The organism is Rhizohabitans arisaemae, assembly GCF_025996515.1.
GTDB classification, from domain to species: domain Bacteria; phylum Actinomycetota; class Actinomycetes; order Streptosporangiales; family Streptosporangiaceae; genus Rhizohabitans; species Rhizohabitans arisaemae.
This window is the reverse complement of the sequence record NZ_BLRH01000034.1, coordinates 638,672-655,453: the sequence shown is the minus strand read 5'-3', so window position 1 is coordinate 655,453 and position 16,782 is coordinate 638,672. Positions and strand designations below refer to the sequence as shown.

At 70.4% G+C, this 16,782-nt stretch carries 15 protein-coding genes; 9 read left to right on the top strand and 6 right to left on the bottom strand.

What is annotated here, in order from left to right:
• Positions 1-248 precede the first annotated feature (248 nt).
• A complete protein-coding gene (locus RUR_RS18585; protein WP_283136344.1) occupies positions 249-1,025 on the bottom strand; it encodes an ABC transporter permease in 777 nt (258 codons plus the stop codon).
• A 241-nt stretch (positions 1,026-1,266) separates the two neighbouring features.
• Between RUR_RS18585 and RUR_RS18580 the strand changes: the two genes are divergently transcribed.
• The 3 genes from RUR_RS18580 (at position 1,267) to RUR_RS18570 (ending at position 4,671) form a co-directional block, all read left to right on the top strand.
• A complete protein-coding gene (locus RUR_RS18580) occupies positions 1,267-2,208 on the top strand; it encodes a transglycosylase SLT domain-containing protein (RefSeq protein ID WP_283136343.1) in 942 nt (313 codons plus the stop codon).
• 243 nt (positions 2,209-2,451) lie between these two features.
• Complete coding sequence (locus RUR_RS18575; protein WP_283136342.1) at positions 2,452-3,063, top strand: acyl-CoA-like ligand-binding transcription factor; 612 nt, start codon at positions 2,452-2,454, stop codon at positions 3,061-3,063.
• 45 nt (positions 3,064-3,108) lie between these two features.
• Complete coding sequence (locus RUR_RS18570) at positions 3,109-4,671, top strand: FAD-dependent monooxygenase (RefSeq protein ID WP_283136341.1); 1,563 nt, start codon at positions 3,109-3,111, stop codon at positions 4,669-4,671.
• 458 nt (positions 4,672-5,129) lie between these two features.
• Here the strand turns inward: RUR_RS18570 and RUR_RS18565 are convergent, their stop codons facing one another.
• The gene (locus tag RUR_RS18565) at positions 5,130-6,326 is read right to left on the bottom strand and encodes an FAD-dependent oxidoreductase (RefSeq protein ID WP_283136340.1); all 1,197 of its coding nucleotides are present in this window, start codon (positions 6,324-6,326) and stop codon (positions 5,130-5,132) included.
• A 250-nt stretch (positions 6,327-6,576) separates the two neighbouring features.
• Here RUR_RS18565 and RUR_RS18560 point away from each other — a divergent pair, with 250 nt between their 5' ends.
• Complete coding sequence (locus RUR_RS18560; RefSeq protein WP_283136339.1) at positions 6,577-7,200, top strand: TetR/AcrR family transcriptional regulator; 624 nt, start codon at positions 6,577-6,579, stop codon at positions 7,198-7,200.
• Here RUR_RS18560 and RUR_RS18555 read toward each other — a convergent pair.
• The gene (locus RUR_RS18555) at positions 7,197-7,775 is read right to left on the bottom strand and encodes a TetR/AcrR family transcriptional regulator (RefSeq protein WP_283136338.1); all 579 of its coding nucleotides are present in this window, start codon (positions 7,773-7,775) and stop codon (positions 7,197-7,199) included. The genes RUR_RS18560 and RUR_RS18555 overlap by 4 nt on opposite strands.
• 19 nt (positions 7,776-7,794) lie before the next feature.
• Positions 7,795-9,252, bottom strand: coding sequence for an FAD-dependent monooxygenase (locus RUR_RS18550; protein ID WP_283136337.1), 1,458 nt, complete (start codon positions 9,250-9,252; stop codon positions 7,795-7,797).
• Positions 9,253-9,732: 480 nt separating this feature from the next.
• On the opposite strand from RUR_RS18550, the gene RUR_RS18545 reads away from it, so the two are divergent.
• The 5 genes from RUR_RS18545 to RUR_RS18525 all read left to right on the top strand — a co-directional run bounded on the left by RUR_RS18545 (position 9,733) and on the right by RUR_RS18525 (position 14,098).
• A complete protein-coding gene (locus tag RUR_RS18545; RefSeq protein ID WP_283136336.1) occupies positions 9,733-10,203 on the top strand; it encodes a MarR family winged helix-turn-helix transcriptional regulator in 471 nt (156 codons plus the stop codon).
• 116 nt (positions 10,204-10,319) lie between these two features.
• A complete protein-coding gene (locus RUR_RS18540; RefSeq protein ID WP_283136335.1) occupies positions 10,320-11,219 on the top strand; it encodes an LLM class flavin-dependent oxidoreductase in 900 nt (299 codons plus the stop codon).
• Positions 11,216-12,304, top strand: coding sequence for a BMP family ABC transporter substrate-binding protein (locus RUR_RS18535; protein ID WP_283136334.1), 1,089 nt, complete (start codon positions 11,216-11,218; stop codon positions 12,302-12,304). The genes RUR_RS18540 and RUR_RS18535 overlap by 4 nt, the downstream gene beginning before the upstream one ends.
• Before the next feature lie 34 nt (positions 12,305-12,338).
• On the top strand, positions 12,339-12,806 hold the full coding sequence (locus RUR_RS18530) for a nucleoside deaminase (RefSeq protein WP_283136333.1): 468 nt from the start codon (positions 12,339-12,341) through the stop codon (positions 12,804-12,806).
• Positions 12,803-14,098, top strand: a complete 1,296-nt coding sequence (locus tag RUR_RS18525; RefSeq protein ID WP_283136332.1) for an MFS transporter — start codon at positions 12,803-12,805, stop codon at positions 14,096-14,098. The genes RUR_RS18530 and RUR_RS18525 overlap by 4 nt, the downstream gene beginning before the upstream one ends.
• Here the strand turns inward: RUR_RS18525 and RUR_RS18520 are convergent.
• Together RUR_RS18520 and kynU are read right to left on the bottom strand one after the other, a co-directional pair.
• Positions 14,088-15,500, bottom strand: a complete 1,413-nt coding sequence (locus tag RUR_RS18520; protein ID WP_283136331.1) for a PucR family transcriptional regulator — start codon at positions 15,498-15,500, stop codon at positions 14,088-14,090. The genes RUR_RS18525 and RUR_RS18520 overlap by 11 nt on opposite strands.
• A gap of 23 nt (positions 15,501-15,523) precedes the next feature.
• Positions 15,524-16,693, bottom strand: coding sequence for a kynureninase (gene kynU / locus RUR_RS18515; RefSeq protein ID WP_283136330.1), 1,170 nt, complete (start codon positions 16,691-16,693; stop codon positions 15,524-15,526).
• Positions 16,694-16,782: the final 89 nt, after the last annotated feature.

Below are 16,782 nucleotides of genomic sequence, written 5' to 3'. Positions count from 1 at the left end.
CGGGGAGTTCGGTACGGGCTGCGCCGGGGGCCTCGACGCCCGTGCGCATGCCGTTCGGCCGCGAAGACGGAGCCGGACACCTCCTGGTGATCGGTGCAGGTCCGGGGGACCGGTGCAGGTCTTGTGCAGGCGTTCTCCGGCCTGCGCCGGGGCTCACGGATGGGCGGGTGGGCTGTGCCGCCACCCGCATACGGCGTCCGCCTGGCCTAGAGAGTGAGCAGGCGCACGCCGTACGGCATCCAGGGTGGTCAGGCGTCTCTGCGGGTGATCGTGAAGGCGGCGAGCGCCAGGGGAACGGCCGCGTAGGCCAGGAGGGCGACGAGCGCGATCGGTGGCGGAAGCCGGTCGCCGAAGATCGAGTTTTCGTTGCCGGTGCCCGCGATCTGGCCGGGGAGAGCGGCGATCATCAGCGAACCCAGCCATTCCGACCATGGTTCCGGCAGATTGGCGACGATGATCGGCAGCGGATGCCAGAGGGCGACGACGATCGCGATCGAACCGGCCGCCGACCGGGTGAGCACCCCCAGGCCGAGGCCGAGCAACGCGAACACCGCCATGGACAGCCCGGTCGCCAGCAGGGGGAGGACCTGGCTTCCCTGCGTGACCAGCCCGGGTATCGGCCGTCCGCCGACGATCACCTCACTGAGGTGATGGGCCGCGAAAAGCGCGACAAGCCCTGCGGCGAGCGCGACCGCCGCTGCGACCGCGGCCTTGGCGGCGATGAGCCGGCCACGGGCAGGCACGGCCGCCACACTGGCCCGGATCATGCCGGAGGCGTACTCGGAGGTGATGGTCAGCACGCCGAGCACACCGAGCGCAAGGGAGCCGACCCACGAAACCAGGTAAGCGGGTGGCGACATCCCGGAGCGGGCCCGCTGCTCGGCGGTGAGCCCGTCCCAGACGCCGGTCATGTACCAGGCGAGCAGCAGCCCGGCGGCCAGGATCGCGGCGACAACCGCCAGGACGACGAACGTGGAGCGGAGGGTGCGCAGCTTCAGCCACTCCGCCGCGAGCAGATCGGTCATCCGCCTACACTCCCGGGTCGGGCCCGGAGCCCGCATCGGAGCCGGACCGGATTCGCCGGCTCCCCGCTGAGGCGGAGGCGGCCCTGTTCCGGCCCCTCTTCTCACCCCATGGGATGAGTGTTCGCCGAGCCCGGTCCGCTTCTCCGCGTGTCGGGTCGGCCGCTTCAGTAGTGTTCTCCGGGTGCGCCATGCCGAGGTTCTCAGGGCTCACGGGGCACACGGCCGGACAAGGGGGCGGAGAATGACGTCACAGGGGAAGGTTCCGGGTGGCAGGCCGGTGGCCGTACCACTCGTCTGCCTGGCCTTGCTGCTCTCCGGATGCAGCGCGCAGAGCATCGCCTCGTCGGCCCCGCCCAGCCCGACGGCGACCCGGCCGGTCCCCGAGCAGTCGGCCGCGCCCGTGTCGAAGCCGGCTCCCACCCGCCGGGCACCAGCTTTGCCCGCCCCGGACGTGGCGATCCCCAAGGACCCGGCGCAGCTGGCCCGGGCCCTGACCACCACGACCGCGGAGCTTCGGCGCGCCATCGACAGCTGGGGGCTCAAAGGGAAGGCTCCGGAACCCGTGGTGCTGCTGGCCCTCCACCAGCAGCGCATCTACCGATACCTGGCACGCAACCCCCAGGTGGCATCCCTCACCTACGCCAAGCTGCCCAAGGCCCTGGCCGGACCGGCGAAGGACAACGTGACGGCCGGCCGGGACCTGCTCACCCTCGTCCACCCGATCAGCGGGGCGGTCAAGTTCCGGGTTCAGGAGCCCGAACCGGCCGACGCCCTGCTCGGCTACTTCCGTCGGGCCGAACGCCGCTTCGGGGTCGACTGGGAGGTGCTGGCGGCGGTCATGTTCGTGGAGACCAAGTTCGGTCGGGTGCGCTCGCCCAGCCACACCGGCGCCAAGGGGCCGATGCAGTTCATGCCCGGCACCTGGGCCGCGTACGGCATGGGCGGGAACGTCCACGACACCCAGGACGCCCTCTTCGGCGCGGCCAACTACCTGCGCGCCTCCGGCGCTCCACGCGACTACCGACGGGCGCTCTGGGCCTACAACCACTCCTACCGATACGTGAACGCGGTGCAGCTGTACGCGCGCCAGATCAAGCGGGACATTCGGAACTACTACGCCTACTACAACTGGCAGGTGTACGTGGCGACCACCCGGGGCGACCGCCGTCTCACCGGTCCCTGATCGCATTCGCCGGATAGAAGACCCGGAGCGGGTACGGCCTTCGGCATCCCCCTATGGCCGAGGTGACCGTCCGGCCCGTACCCGTTGATCGCCCAAGGTGTGCCAGGCACGGCCCGTACCGCATCCAGGCCCTTCGACACGATGCCCCAGGTGACGGGGTCGACGGCGCTCATCGGCATGCTCGACTAGAAATTGCCGGATAGGCATATTTGCCTTTTCGGCAAGATTTGCTACGGTATCGCCATGACAGACGGGTTGCGCGAGCGCAAGAAGCGGGAGACTCGGCTCGCGCTGAGTTCCGCCACGATCCGCCTCTGCGTCGAGCGGGGGTGGGACAACGTGACCGTGGAGGACATCGCCGCCGCGGCGAACGTGTCCGTGCGCACCTTCCGCAACTACTTCTCGAACAAGGCCGAGGCGGTCGCCGCCCGGCACCTGGACCGGATGCGGGCGATCGCCGACGAACTCCGTGCCCGGCCGTCCGGCGAACCCCTCTGGGAGTCGATCGCCATCGCGGCGCGGGCGCAGTTCGGGCTGGGAGCCGAGGCGGACGACGAGGCTCCCGGCGCCGATCGCTGGAGGGACGGGCTCAGGCTCATGCTGGCCGAACCCGCACTCCAGGGCGAGCTCGCCAAGGCGAACGCGGCCGCACAGGACGAGCTGGTCCAAGCGATCGCCGAGCGCACCGGCACCGACCCGGTGCACGACGTGTACCCGGAGCTGGTCGCCGCCGTGGTCGGCGCGGGCAGCGCCGTCGCCATCACCCGGTGGCTGCGCACGGGCTCGGCCGGCTCGATCGAGGTGGCCCTGCGCGAGGTGTTCGAGCGGATCGCCGCGGGCCTGCCCGCCCCGTGACGACCCGGCTGTCACCCCCTCTCACCCAGAAGAAGGAGAACACCGATGCTCACCGACGTCGTGATCGTCGGAGGCGGTCCGAACGGGTTGATGCTCGCCTGCGAGCTGAGCCTGGCCGGAGTCCGGCCGATCGTGCTGGAACGACTCCCCGAGCCGAGTACCGAACCCAAGGCGAACGGCCTGCTCGGACAGGTCGTGAGAATGATCGACCACCGGGGCCTGTACGAGCGCCTCGCCGGGAAACCGGGACCGCCGCAGCCGAATTCGGCGTACTTCATGTTCGCCGCGATGGCCATGGACCTGAGCCTGCTCGACGACAGCCCGATCCACGCCCTCGCCGCGCCCCAGCCCCACCTCGTGCGGGTCCTGCGGGAGCGCGCCCTCGAACTCGGGGTGGAGATCCGGGAAGGCCACCGGGTCGTCGGCGTGTCCCAGGACGAGGACGCGGTCACCGCCGAGGTTGAGGCGGACACGCCGTACCGGCTGCGGGCCCGGTACCTCGTCGGCGCGGACGGCGCGCACAGCGTCACCCGCAAACTGTCGGGGATCGGGTTTCCCGGCGTCACCTACGACCGGACCACCACCCGTACGGCGCACGCGACCGTTCCGGCGGAGTGGGTCGACCCGGTGACCGGGGCGCTGAACGTACCCGGCCACGGCACCGTTGTGCCGTTCCTGCCGATCCGCACCGGGGGAGGGGGTTTCACCTACGCGCCGTTCCCCGGCCTGCCTGCTTTGGTCAGCACCACCGAGTGGGATCGACCCGAACCCGCGGATCCGATGAGCCTCGCGGAGATGCAGGCGAGCGTCCACCGGGTCCTCGGTGCCGAGGTGCCGCTCGGCCCGCCTTCCGGCGAAGGCCCCCACGTCCTGCGGCGGCAGTCCGGCGGCAACACCCGGATGGCCGACGGATTCGCCGACCGCAGGGTCTTCCTGGTGGGTGACGCCGCCCATGTGTACGCCTCGGGGGGCGGGCCCGGCCTCAACGTGGGCCTGCAGGACGCGGTCAACCTCGGCTGGAAGCTCGCCGCCGAGATTCACGGCACCGCCCCGCCCGGGCTCTTGGACACCTACGAGACCGAGCGTCGCCGGGCGGCCCAGCGCATGATCGTCTACGCCCAGACGCAGGCCGCGCTGATCGCCCCGGGCGACGACGTCACCGCTTTGCGCGAGATCTTCACCGAGCTGCTCCGCCACCGGGAGACCGTCCGGCACCTCGCCGACCTCACCGCGGGCGCGGATGTCCGCTACGACATGGGCGTGGGGGACGCACATCACTTGATCGGCGGGTTCGCCCCGGAGATCGAGGTGCGGACCGAGATCGGGACGGTACGGCTCGCCGAGCTGACCCACGACGCCCGCCCGCTCCTCCTCGACCTGACCGAGGACGCTTCCGTCGCCGCTGCGGCATCCCCCTGGAGCGATCGGGTGAAGATCGTCACCGGTCGGCCGCTCACCCCCGTGTCCGGAGCGACCGCCCTTCTCCTTCGTCCGGACTCCTACGTGGCCTGGGCGACGGCGTCACCCCAGCCTGCTTCAGCGGAGCTGGACGCCCTCCGGGCCGCCGCCGACCGATGGCTGGGCCCCGCCGAATCCACCCGAACCTGAGGCCCGTGTCCCGATCGATTCCGGAGCGGCTCCCAAGGGCCGGCGATGTAGGCCGTGCACTGATGTCGTGAATGCTCACAGTCGGTGAGCGTCGCTGACGCCGGGCAGCCGAGTCGCTAGGGAGATCAGGTGATCGGCTTCGGCTGCCGAGCGGGTCTTGACCCTGAACGACTCGAATACATCGTCGGGGGTGAGCTCGGTGAAGGTGTCTCTGAGCTCGCCAAGCGTGTACTCAATGGAACGAAAGTAAATCTTCTCGACACCGGGTGAGTTCAGCAGGTGCCGAAAGACGGCCTGTTTCTCGGATACCGTCCTACGCTCCCTGCCCCGGCACGAGTCTGACCCGCCTGCTCCATGCGATGGTTTCATGGCCTTCCGGGCTGGGAGTTCTTACCGGCAAGTGCATGTGGGGACTACTCACGGTGGTTGCCGCCTCACAGGTTCCCGACCGGGCGGGTTCAGCTCACGATGCGGCGGGCGACGGTGTCGATGGCGTTCACGGAGGCGTTCACCGCGGTGAAACCCCGGGTGAGCATGTCGGTCTCGTACTCCGCCACGGCGGTCAGCAGGGACAGGTGCCCCTGGCGAACCGCGGCCAAGCCGGCCGTGAGCGAGGCCGCGTCGGCGAGGGCGGTGTTGGCCCCCGATCCCAGAGACGGCGGCATTGCGTGGATGGCATCGCCCAGCAGTGTCACATTGCTCGCCGGCCACGCCTCGACGGGGACGGACGAGCCCAGCTGGAGGAAGAAGGTCTGCTCGGGCCGGCCGTGTCCCACGATGTCGCGCATCACCGGATGAACGGTGCCCGCCAGCCGTCGCGCCACACCGAACAGGTCCTGGCCGGACATGGCCGCCAGTTCCGCGTCGGCATGGGGCAGGTCGCCGGTCTGTATGGTGATCGCCCACATCACGTAGTCGTCGCTCTCGGTGAGCCGGACGCCGGACCGGGTCCCCGCCTCATTGGGGTGGGTCGCGAAGCGCATGTAGCCGACCAGCATGGCGGGCCGCATCCCCGTCACGGCGGCGAACGCACGGGACAGTCCCTCCGGGAGCGCGGAGGTGATCTCCTTGCTGATGGGGCTCTTGCCGCCGATCCATCGGATGCCGACATCGGCCAGCTCGGCGTGCGGCAGGAGTTGCCGGCGTACGGCGGAACCGATGCCGTCGGCGCCGACGAGAAGGTCGCCGAGGTATGAGGTGCCGTCCGCGAAGCGGGCCCGGACCCCGCCTTCCTCATGCCGGTAGCCGACCAGCCGCTTGCCGAAGAGAACCGTGTCGTCCAGGTCGGCGAGCAGGATCTCGCGCAGGGTCTGCCTGCTCACCGCCCTCCCCGCTCTGATCGTGGTCGAGCCGCCGGGCACGGGCGGGACGGGGACCTCCTCCAGGCGAGGACCTTCTGCGGAGATCAGCATGAAACGTTCACTGGGCTGGCCACAGGTCCCCTCGTACAGGTCGTAGAGGGCGGGGGGCAGGCAACTGCGCAGGGCGGCCTCTCCGCGGGAGTCGATGTGCACCCGGTGCCCCTGTCCTCGAGTGTTCGGCGAGGTGTCGCGTTCGAGGACGACGGCGTCGATCCCGGCCTTGCGAAGCCCTTGGGCGAGGCAGAGGCCGCCGAGCCCGGCGCCTGCGATGAGCACGGTGGACAGATCAGTCATGGACGGTCCTTTCATGGTGGGGGAGGGGACACCCCTCCGGGCTGGGTGACAGGGGTGAGCGTCAGGCGACGACGCCGTCCCGGCGGACCGGGAACGCCTGTTTGCCGAGGTCGAGGGTGTCGTCGTGGGTAGCCGGCGGTCAGCGTGTTCACGGCTCCCCCCTATTTCTTGGTCAACGTTGAAGAAATGTAGCGAGGCTCATGCATTACTTCAACACCGTTGGAGAAAAAGGCGGGATACGATGCGTGCGATGGGCGCGGAAGAATCCACCGAACCTGGCCGGCGGGGCAGATGGCGCTCCGGCCTGGAGAGTAAGCAGAAGATCCTCGACGCGGCGCGGGCGCGTTTCTCCGCCGACGGCTACGAGCAGACCACGGTACGCGCCATCGCCGCGGACGCCGGGGTCGACCCGTCGATGATCCACTACTTCTTCGGCAGCAAGGATCGGCTGTTCGCCGCGGTGCTCAACGCGCCGGGCAGTCCCCGCGAACCCATCGCCACCATGCTCGCCGACGGGCTCGACGGCCTTGGTGCGCACATCGTGCGCAGATTCCTCCAGGTGTGGGACGGCACGGACGATCTCGAACCGCTGATGGCCTTGACCAGGTCCTCGGTGTCGCGCGAGGAGTCGGCGGGCATGCTTCGCGAGTTCATCGACAAGGAGTTCGCCGGCCAGATCGCGCACCGGCTCGGCGGACCCGACGCGGAGCTGAGGGCGGCCCTGGTCAGCGCGCAGCTGTTCGGCCTGGCCACAGCCCGGTACGCGGTGCGGCTCCAGCCCGTCGCCCAGGCCGACCACGAGGTGCTGGTGGCCTGGCTGGGCCCGATCGTGCAGTCCCTTCTCACCGGTGCCGCACCGGCGGACGCCGACTAACCGGGCTTGCGGGCGAGCGGCACGATGACGTGGTCGACCAGCCGGCGGGTCACCTCACGGTCCACCGGTTCGCCGCTGATCAACGCGCGGAAGAAGATCGTGGCGGGGCCCAGCTGCCACAGGAGGTCCACGTCGGCGTCGGCGGCCAGCTCACCCCTGGCCAGCGCACGCTCGAACACGGTGGTGAGCATGGTTCTCCGTGTGGAGATGTAGCCCTCGCCCATCGCGGCGGCGAGGTCCGGGTTACGGCGTAGCTCCCCCACCAGACCGGAGATGACGTCGCCGAGGTGGGCCAGCTCCCGGAGCAGGTCGTCGAGCAGGGCGATGAGATCGTCGCGGAGGGAGCCGGTGTCGGGAGGCTCGGGAACGGCCGACACCGCGTCGGTGAAGGCGGCGACCACCAGATCGGCCTTGGACGGCCACCGGCGGTAGACGGTCTGCTTGCTGGCACGGGCCCTGGCCACGACCGCGTCGACGGTGAGCCGGTCGTAGCCGGTCTCGCGCAGCACGTCGAGCGTCGCCTGAAGCAGCTCGGTCTCTCTGGCAGGGCCTCCCCGCAGGGGCACGACGGACATGACCCCCAGCGTACGGGGATCACCGGGCGCCGCCGTACACCCTGGCGAGGTAGGCGGGCAGGGCTTCCAGCGGGCCGGCGAAGCCGACGTGGCCGTCGGGCCGGATCAGCCGGACCAGCGGATCCGCGGCCGGAACCAGGTGGATCCCCATGCCGAACGGAGGGTTGGCGAACATCGCCTCGGCGCGAACCCGGGCGTCTTCGCCGGGCACGACGAGGTGATGGAGGAGATCGGCCGGTGTCATCCCCGGGTCGGCCCGCTCGCCCGCTCCCGGGCCGGAGACCACGGGGCTGTCGCGATAGTGGATCCAGGTCTGCGCGAACAGCTGCGAGACCCGCTCGCGTACGGGGCCGAGGCGCATGACCGGGCCCACGAGCCGGGGGGCCAGATGGGCTCTGGCCCAGGTGGCGATCGGGGATTCGGCGGCTTCGAGGGCGAACCCGCGATCCGTGCCGCGCAGCACGCTCCTGGCGACGGGGAGGCGTTCGGTCTCGTAGGAGTCGAGCAGCCGCTCGTCCGCCCGGCCCGAGGCGACCAGGGCCAGCTTCCAGCCGAGGTTGACCGCGTCCCCGATGCCCAGGTTCATGCCCTGTCCGCCCGCCGGGCTGTGGATGTGCGCGGCGTCGCCGATCAGGAAGGTGCCGCCGACCCTGAACCGCTCGGTCATCCGGCTGTGGATGCGGAAGAGCGCGGTCCACGCCGCGGAGGTCAGCGTGGCGTCGACGGCGAACAGGTCGTCGAACCACCGCTGGATGTCCTCCAGGCTCACCTGCGCGTAGGCGTCGTGGGAGACCTCGTCCCCGGTGCAGGCGGCGGCGATGCCGGGCGGGACCGCGCCGAACAGCCGATGGGAGCCGTCGCCGAGATCCAGCATGCCCACGAAGCCGCCCCCGGTCAGGTTGAGCCGCAGCGTTCCCGGTGCCGGCCGGGCGTCCGTCGTCACATCCGCGAGCAGCCCGGTCTGGTCGTAGGTTTTGCCGGCGAAGCCGAGGGCCAGCGCATGCCGTACCCGGCTGCCCGCCCCGTCCGCGCCCACGACCCAGCGGGCCTCGACGTCCTCTTCGCCGCCGCCGGGCCTGCGGATGACGGCGGTTCCGCCGTTCAGATCCAGCAGGCGGGTGTTCCACTCGACCTCGCAGCCCCGCGCCGCGAGCCCTTCGACGAGCAGCCGCTCGGTCTGATCCTGAGGGAGGGCGAGAGGTGAGGCGCCGGAACCGGCGGTGAGCGGGAACCCGGTCGCCTTGCGGCCACGCTCGTACACCTCGACGCGCGTGACCGGCACCCCGCGTGACACCGCCTGCTCCTTCAGGCCGAGCCGGTCGAGGAGTTCCAGGGTGCGCACGTGGACGATGGCCGCCCGAGACTCCCGTACCGGACCGGGTTTGCCGTCCACGATCCGGAACGGGACGTCGTGCGCGGCCAGGACGTTGGCGAGGGTCAGCCCGCTCGGGCCCGCGCCGACAATCAAGATCTCCATGAATAGTACGGTACTGTATCGTACCATTCATGGACACCCCGGTTTTCGTACGGTGCACTGGAGATGCCACTGGAGATGCCACGGGAGACCCCCGGCCGGACTCCTGGCCTGGGCGACGGCGCCCCCACCCGGATCTTGGTGGAGCGGGAGGCGCTCCAGAGTGGCATGGAGAGGTGGCGGGCCCCGAACCCCACTGGTTCTCCGGTTCATCGTCGATCCCGATGAGCTCCGCTCGCTGATCCTCCCCGGTCCTGCTCTCGGGGCGGTGTCCGTCTCACCGGTCCTTGACCACGTGGGGATCAAGCCTCGCTGCGGGTGTCGGCGCGAATCTCTCCGTGGGTTGAGGCGGCGGAATCGGTGCGGCAGGGCCAAGGTCTGCTCGGCATGCGTCAGGTCTCCTACACCAACCATGAACACCGGGTGGGCCGCACCTCATGAACGTGTTGGGAGATCCAGGAAACAGGACTTAGGGTTCGGCGCATGTCCGATGACGTGTCAAGGCTTGACCCGGATGAACTGCGAGCCTGGCGGAACTTCCTGGAGGGCGGGAGGTTGATCTCCGTGCTGCTGGATCGCCGACTGAAGCAGGAGGCGGGCATCACCCACGCCGACTACGGCGTACTGGTGGAGATCGCCGCGGCGGGCCGGCTGAGAATGGCGGAGTTGGCGCACCAGGTGTGGTTCTCCCGTAGCAGGCTCGCCCATCTGATCGACAGACTGGTCCGGTTGGGGCTGGTCGTGCGTGAGGAGGATCCGGTGCGTGGCAAGACGACCTACGCCGTGCTGACGGAGAAGGGGGAGCGGGCGGTCGCCGTCGGGCGGTCCGTGGTCGTCGGCACACTTCGAGTGGATTTCCTGGCTCATCTGCCCACTGAGGGGGTGTCCGTCCTGGGGCCGGGGCTCGACAGGGCGGTTGAGCATTTGCGGGACCTTCCCGACTGCGCGGTGTGAGACGAGCACCGGGTCCGCGCCACAAAAAGGCGGTGCCGGTTCCCTCCTGCGGAACGCGGGTTGACGCCCGACCCCATAGTTGCTGAATATTAAGCAACTATGGATGGAGGTACGACGTGGAACTCGCCACCTCGCTGTTCACCCCGGGGGCGACCTTCGCCCAGGTCGTGGAGATCGCCGTCCGTGCTGAAGCGATCGGCCTCGACCACGTGTGGATCCCCGACGAAGGGCTCAACGCGCCCGATCCCTGGCTCCTCTTCGGTGCCATCGCGGCCCGCACGGACCGTATCGGCCTCGGCGTCGGCCCCACCAACCCTTACTCGCGCCACCCGCTGGTGACCGCGCATGCGTTGAGGACCGCCGATGAGAACACCGCCGGGCGGACCCGCCTGTGCCTGGTGGCGGGCGGCGGACTGGCCTTGGGCCCCTTGGGGTTGCGGGCCGAGCGGCCGCTGGCCAGGCTCGCCGAGGCGATCACGCTCACCCGCGGCCACTGCCCGGGGTCGGAGATCTGGATGGCGGCCAAAGGGCCCCGAATGCTGGAACTCGCCGCGCGCGAATCCGACGGAGTGATGATCGCCGGGTTCCCCCTGGGAGAACTCGCCGGAGTCGTGGCCCGCCTGCGTGAGATCAATCCGGGGATCAAACTCTGCCTGCGCCCCCAGCTCGCCATGGACCCGGCCTCCTACCGGCGCCAGCAGGTGGAACTCACCTACGCACTGCCGGATTCCCCGCCTGACATGCTGCGGCGGCTCGGGGTGGCCCCCGGCTTCATCGCCGAGTTGCGTGACACGGTCGCCCGCAGCGGCAAGGAGCAGGCGGCGGAGCTGATCGGCGAAGATCTCGTCACCCGGTTCTCCTTCGTCGGGAGTCCCGTCGAATGCGCGCCGAAGATCGCCGCGCTCGCCGCCGAACTCCACCTTGACCAGCTCATCATCCCCGGCCTGGGCACCCACGCCGGATATGAGCTCGTCAAGGCGGTCAAGGCCGTCATCGACTTGGAGGTCACCGTATGACCGTGCGCGCCGCGTTCGTCTACCGAACCGACATCGACGATCCGCATTGCTGGGCGCAGACGTTTGAGGAGGGTCGCATCCGCCTGCAGGAGCGGCTGGGCGACGTCGTGCGGACCACCGCCCATGAACGGGTCGGAGAGGATGAGGCAGGTCGGGACCTGCTCGCCCGCCTCGCCGACGACGGGGCGGACATCGTGTTTCTCGGTAGCAAGGGGTATCAGCCGTTCGTGCTGGAGATCGCGGCGGACTTCCCCGACACGAGGTTCGACATCTGCCAAGGCATGCGCCTGGCCCCCAACGTCAGCAGCTTCCGGGAAGCGGTGGAGGAGATCGCCTACGTCTCCGGCATTCTCGCCGGCGGCATGACCCGCAGCGGCCTCATCGGCGTGCCCGTCGCCACCGGCCACGAGGTCGTCTATCTCAACGCCTTCGCGCTCGGCATTCGTGCCGCCAATCCCGAGGCCCGCATCCACACCCGCACCGTCGGAAGCTGGATGGCGCCCGAACGCGAGGCGGCGGCCGTGCACGAGCTGGCCGATCTGGGCTGTGATGTGATCGGTGGCGCCCTTACGGAGAACGACACCGTGGTGCTCACCGCGGCGGCCCGAAGCTGCTACACCACGGTACGCAACAGTGACCGCCGCCACCTCGCCCCCGACCATGTGCTCGTCGGGAATCTGGTGGACTGGACCCCGCACTATGTCGCCACGGTCGAAGCGGTGGCCGCGGGCACGTGGCGGCCGTCCTGGCGCTACTATCACGCCGGTGACGGGGTGGTCTTCAACACCGAGCCCGCCGACTTCGTGCCCGAGGCTCTCGCCCTGCAGGCCCGGCGGGCGGCCGAGGCCATCCGCGCGGGGCGGCTCGACCTCTGGCGGGGCCCCATCCGGAACAACCGCGGTGAGGAGGTCGTTCCCGAAGGGAGGACCCTGGCCGACGTGCTGACGGAGGTCGAACCGCTTCCCGGGCTGACCGCAGTGGAGACCTATCTGCCCACCGATGCCCATGATTGGCTGCTTGACAGCTATCTGGGGGCTCCCTTTCACCGGCCGCCACGCCTCGACATGAGAATCAAGACCGGCTGAAATGCCCGGCCCGCGCATCACCTTCGGAGCACGAATGCACTTCAATCCCCACGTAGAGGCGGCTCTGCCGGACGCCATGGCGGTGGCGATCGGAGAGGCCCGCCAGGCCGACCGTCCCTTCGGCGCGGTGCTAGTCGACGCCGAGCGGGGGGATGTGGTGGCCCGCGCCCGTAACACAGCCTCCTCGGGGGATCCGACCGCGCACGCCGAGATCAATGTCATCCGGGCGGCGGGCCCGCTGGGTGTGGCGCTGGATCGGACGATTCTGGTGACCACCGCCGCACCGTGTGTCATGTGCGCCGGGGCCGTGATCTGGTCGCGGGTCCAGGGGGTCGTCGTCGGCTGCGGCGCCGTACGCCTTGCTGAGCTGGGCTGGCCGGGTCTGGTCATCCCCGAGGACGAGCTCATGGCCCGTTCGCCGTTTCCCCCGCTCCCCTGGGTGACCGGAGTACTCGAGGATGAGGTGGCCGAGCTCTACCGCACCACCACCCCGCCACGGTGAGCGGCACCGGAGAAGGCGGCGCGCCCACCGCGACGATAGGTCATCCGGCCGGCGACCCCGCGCGGGCAGGTGGTGCCCGGCCGACCGGCGCGACTGTGGCGGCGGGGGCGGGGGCCTGCCTGGCGGGGGCCGCGGTCATCGGTGTGGCCTTCAACCTTCGCCCCGCGCTGGCGGGCTTTTCCCCGCTGACGGGGGACGTGGGCGGTTCGCTCGACCTGGGCGCGGGGGTGCTGGCCCTTGTCACCACCCTGCCGCTCGTCTGTTTCGCGGTGTTCGGGCCCGCCGCGGCGCCGCTGGCGGCCCGCTTCGGCCCCGAACGCGTACTGGTCGGCACACTGATCTTGCTGGCCGGCGGTCTGCTGGCCCGTACGGCCGGTGGCACGGCGGCGCTGGTCGTGGGCGCGGTGCTCGTCGGCGTGGCCATCGCCGTTGCGAACGTGCTGCTCCCCGGCATGGTCAAGCGCCGCTTTCCGCACAATGTGGGGTTGCTGACCGCGGTGTACGCGGGGGTCATCGGCGCGGGTGCGGCCGTGGCCGCCGGCGCGGCCCAGCCGCTTATGGCGGTCTTCGGCGGCTGGCGCGGCTCCTTGGCGTTTTGGGCGCTACCGGCGCTGGTCGCGGCCGCGATCCTCATCCCGTTGGCGCGGGGTGTCGGCGCCGCACCCGGCGCCCCCGCCGAGCCGCCCACCTCGCTGGCCACCTCGCCGGGGTGGCCGGTCACCGCCGCGCTCGCGGCCTTCTTCGGCCTGAACTCCATGGTGTTCTATGTGGAACTGGCCTGGCTGCCGGAGGTGCTGGTCGGCCGGGGTTCCAGCCCGGGCGAGGCAGGGCTGATGCTGGCCGCGGTGCAGATCGTCGGCCTGCCACTGGGCTTTGTGGTGACGGCGATGGCCCGCACACCGAAGGCACAGGGCCGCTGGGCGGCCGCCGCCTCGGCCGCGAGCGCGCTGGGGTTCGCCGGAATGCTCTTGGCTCCGGACCTGCCGCCGCACCTGTGGATCGTGTTGTTCGCCTGCGGCGTGCCCGCCTTCCCGCTCTCCTTGGCGATGGTGGCGATGCGAGCCGACGGTCCGGCGCAGGCCGACCGGTTATCCGGTTTCGTGCAGAGCATCGGCTATCTGCTGGCGGCGGCGGGGCCGTTGGCGGTCGGTGCGCTCTACGATCTGACCGGCGGCTGGGCGGCGGCCATGGCAGGGATGACGTTGGTGGCGACGGTGATGACTCCGGTCGCCTGGTTGTGTGGATATGAGCGGAACGAATCCCCGCCACCTGGGACTTCGGTCAAAGCGTGACAAGCTGCAACGTGAGCGCCAGACGTACCTCGGCTGACGACAGGTCACAGGGGGCCGCCTCCAGTAGTCGCCGCATGCGGTAGCGGAATGTGTTGGGGTGCACATGCAGACGGGCGCTCGCCGCCGATGGGTTCCCCTGCTCCCACAGCCAGGCCCGGAGCGTCGCGACATAATCCGTGCCATGGGCGGCGTCATGCGCCACCAGAGTCGGCAGCGGGCCTCCCACCAGCAAATCCATCCGTGCCGCGGAGACCCGCTTCAACACCAGCCGCTGCCAGGCGTTCTCATAGGCCTCCACCTGGCCGGCCTCCAGCAGGCCAAGCAGCTCCGCCGCCTGGTCCCGCGAGACCGGCGGCTCGACTGCGGCCCCACCACCGGCCACCGTCAGTTCCGCCTCGCCCGCGACGCGGCGCAGCCACGCCCACGACCCCGGCGTCTGCGCGTCACCCTGCTCGGTGACCAGCGCGTATCCCACGTCGTCGATCCACGTCGCCAAGGGTGTGCGCCATCCGGCCCGCTCCAGCACCGTCGCCAGCCCCCGCACCGGGCGCACCGCCGCCACCCGACCCGGCGACGGCGGCGGCGGATCCGCCGCGCCACCCATGATCAGGGTGCGCAGCCGATCGGCCAGCAGGCGCCGTGCCGCCTCGTGGTGGGAGCGCAGCCGCAGCAGCAGATCGGTCACCGCCGCGACCGCCGGACGCACGGCGGTGAGGCGGGACGGCGCCACCGGCCCGGCCACGATGGTCCACACCGTGCCGATCAGTTCGCCGCCGTGGCGCACCGGGATGACGAGCCGCGGCAGCCTGCCGTGCGGCCCGCTGGGCACATAGACCGGGTCGGTCTCCCGGGCCAGCCGCCGGTACACACCTGCGGATCGGAGCCGGGCCTGCGCATCTCCGGGGATCCTGCGCCCCACGATGCTGGAGATCCGGCCGGCGTCGCTCGGCTCCTGCCGCGCCGAGTAGGCGACCACCTGGCCGGAGACATCCTCAACCGTGACCGCGCCCTGCAGAATCTCGGCGATGTCGTCGGCCAGGGAGAACAGAGTCCCGCCGCCGACTTCCCTCAGACGGCCCACCACATCCCACAGCAGGCTCAGCAGCCGAGTCCACGTCACATCGGTCGGCGTCTCCGCCACCGCCACCCCGTCGGGGGCGACCAGATCGGGTGCCAGGGGGGAGCGGAACACCACGCACGAGGCGGCCGCGGAACGGTCCAGCAGCTCCTGGCGCGCTTCTCCCTCGACTCCCACCGCCAGCAGCATCACACCCTCGGCCTCGGCCGGACCGGGTTCGGCGATCGCGACGTCGCGCACCCCTCGGTCAGCGCCGGGGCGGGGGAGGCGCAGCAGCGCCGGGCCCAATGCCTCAGCCAGGCCCGACACCGTGATGACCTGCATGGTCTTCAGGGTACTGCTCGTGCTTAGTCGGCCATGACCGTGGCGAGCCGCTCCACCGCGTCATAGACGTCGACGTGGCGGATGTACAGCGGGGCGAAGCCGAACCGCATCATCTCAGGCGGCCGGAAGTCCCCGATGACGCCAAGGCCGGCCACGTCGGCGAGGATTCGTTCCGCCTTCGGGTGGGCGTAGCCGAGTTGGTTCCCCCTGGCCCGCGGATCGGCCGGAGACACCAAGGTGAGTTCGGGCAGACGCTCCGCGGTCAGCTTGGCGAACAGTACGCCGAGCGCCACGGCCTTGCGCCGCAGCTCCACCAGGTCGATCCCGTCGAACGCGGTGAGCGCCGCCTCCAGCGACACCATGCCGATCACCGGGGCCTGGCTCACCTGAAGCCGGGTCATGCCCGGGGCGGGGTCGAAGTCGCGGGACATCGCGAACCGGTTCGCCTGGCCGCCCCAGCCGGTGATCGGAGAACGTACCTGTTCCTGCAGGCCCCGAGCCACGAAAGCGTAGGCAGGGGCGCCTGGCCCGCCGTTCAGATACTTGTAGGAGCAGCCGACGGCGAAGTCGGCTCCCGCGGCCGACAGATCGACCGGTATGGCGCCGGCCGAATGGCAAAGATCCCACAGCATCAGGGCGCCGGCCTCGTGCGCCCGCCGGGTCAGCCCCGTCATGTCGGCGATGTGCCCGCTGCGGAAGTCGACATGACTGTGCACGACGAGTGCGGTGTCCTCGCCGATGACCGCCCCCTCGTCCAGGTATCCGAGGGTGAGGCCGAGCAATTCACACACACCCTGTGCGATGTAGAGGTCGCTGGGAAAGTTGGCCGCCTCGATCAGCACGGTGGATCGCCCGGGTCGCATCCGGCAGGCGGCCACCATCAATTTGAACAGGTTCGTGGATGTGGTATCCGTGACGATCACCTCGTCGGGGGCCGCACCGATGAGCGGCGCGATGCGCCCGCCGATGCGGGAAACCAGCGCGCCCCAGCCCCCGGTCGCCCATCCTTGGATCATGTCCGCCCGCCAGTCCGCGGCAAAGCCCGACAACGCCTCGGCGACGGCGATCGGTGGTGGGCCCAGGGAGTTTCCGTCCAGATAGATGATCCCCTCGGGAACGGCGAACCGGTCGCGTAGGCCGGCCAGGGGATCCTCCCGGTCCAGCCGCTCGGCGTCGGCACGGGTGATGCTCACGGATTGCCTCACATTTCACTCGGAAGAAGTCGTAGGGCCCGGTGGTGGCTGCGCGCAGGGGCGTCGCGCGCGGGCCACCACCGGGACGT

What these genes read in the sequence shown, in the direction of transcription:
- RUR_RS18585 (WP_283136344.1), bottom strand. Translation starts at nt 1,025, where the DNA reads ATGACCGATCTGCTCGCGGCGGAGTGGCTGAAGCTGCGCACCCTCCGC.
- RUR_RS18580 (WP_283136343.1), top strand. Translation starts at nt 1,267, where the DNA reads ATGACGTCACAGGGGAAGGTTCCGGGTGGCAGGCCGGTGGCCGTACCA.
- RUR_RS18575 (WP_283136342.1), top strand. Translation starts at nt 2,452, where the DNA reads ATGACAGACGGGTTGCGCGAGCGCAAGAAGCGGGAGACTCGGCTCGCG.
- RUR_RS18570 (WP_283136341.1), top strand. Translation starts at nt 3,109, where the DNA reads ATGCTCACCGACGTCGTGATCGTCGGAGGCGGTCCGAACGGGTTGATG.
- RUR_RS18565 (WP_283136340.1), bottom strand. Translation starts at nt 6,326, where the DNA reads ATGACTGATCTGTCCACCGTGCTCATCGCAGGCGCCGGGCTCGGCGGC.
- RUR_RS18560 (WP_283136339.1), top strand. Translation starts at nt 6,577, where the DNA reads ATGGGCGCGGAAGAATCCACCGAACCTGGCCGGCGGGGCAGATGGCGC.
- RUR_RS18555 (WP_283136338.1), bottom strand. Translation starts at nt 7,775, where the DNA reads ATGTCCGTCGTGCCCCTGCGGGGAGGCCCTGCCAGAGAGACCGAGCTG.
- RUR_RS18550 (WP_283136337.1), bottom strand. Translation starts at nt 9,252, where the DNA reads ATGGAGATCTTGATTGTCGGCGCGGGCCCGAGCGGGCTGACCCTCGCC.
- RUR_RS18545 (WP_283136336.1), top strand. Translation starts at nt 9,733, where the DNA reads ATGTCCGATGACGTGTCAAGGCTTGACCCGGATGAACTGCGAGCCTGG.
- RUR_RS18535 (WP_283136334.1), top strand. Translation starts at nt 11,216, where the DNA reads ATGACCGTGCGCGCCGCGTTCGTCTACCGAACCGACATCGACGATCCG.
- RUR_RS18530 (WP_283136333.1), top strand. Translation starts at nt 12,339, where the DNA reads ATGCACTTCAATCCCCACGTAGAGGCGGCTCTGCCGGACGCCATGGCG.
- RUR_RS18520 (WP_283136331.1), bottom strand. Translation starts at nt 15,500, where the DNA reads ATGCAGGTCATCACGGTGTCGGGCCTGGCTGAGGCATTGGGCCCGGCG.